Here is a 507-nt window from a genome sequence, read left to right on the forward strand (position 1 = left end):
CATCAGCGACATCAGGGTCTGTCCGTCGAGGGCAAAAAAGGTGGTGAAATCGTTCTTCCAGCCCTCCGGCAGCATGGCTTCCAGACGGGCTTTCTCCTGCATCAGCGACTGCCATGCCTGACCGTTTTCTCCGGTCGGGGCTTCACTGGTCAGACTGCTGTGGTGAACCCCGAGATTCATCACGAACGGGTGCCGGGTGGTGATACAGTAGTGGAACACGCAACTGCACAGCCGCCAGACCATCAAGGCCACGGCTTTCTGTGGCTGCCGCACCAGTTCCGCCTGCACCGCCAGCGTTCTCTCGGACGACATTTTTTTCAGAAGCGGTACGCTGATACCCTCTGCCACATCCGGGGTGCTGCTGGCGACCACATGGATGGAAGCCTGAGAGACGGTACTTTCCTGCGCGTCAGCGACCGCCGCCTGCACCTTCTTCTGCACACCGCGCTGGATGCAAAGCTCGCCGTCACTCAGACTGACCACCACGCCACAGGCCGCTTTCTGCTC

At 60.4% G+C, this 507-nt stretch carries 1 pseudogene; it reads right to left on the reverse strand.

The features are described from left to right. Nucleotides 1–507 (reverse strand): annotated as a pseudogene (locus HMPREF3096_RS11620) (hypothetical protein); the annotation flags it as partial.

This window comes from Klebsiella sp. HMSC25G12 (assembly GCF_001807705.1).
In the GTDB taxonomy this organism is placed as follows: Bacteria; Pseudomonadota; Gammaproteobacteria; order Enterobacterales; family Enterobacteriaceae; genus Klebsiella; species Klebsiella variicola.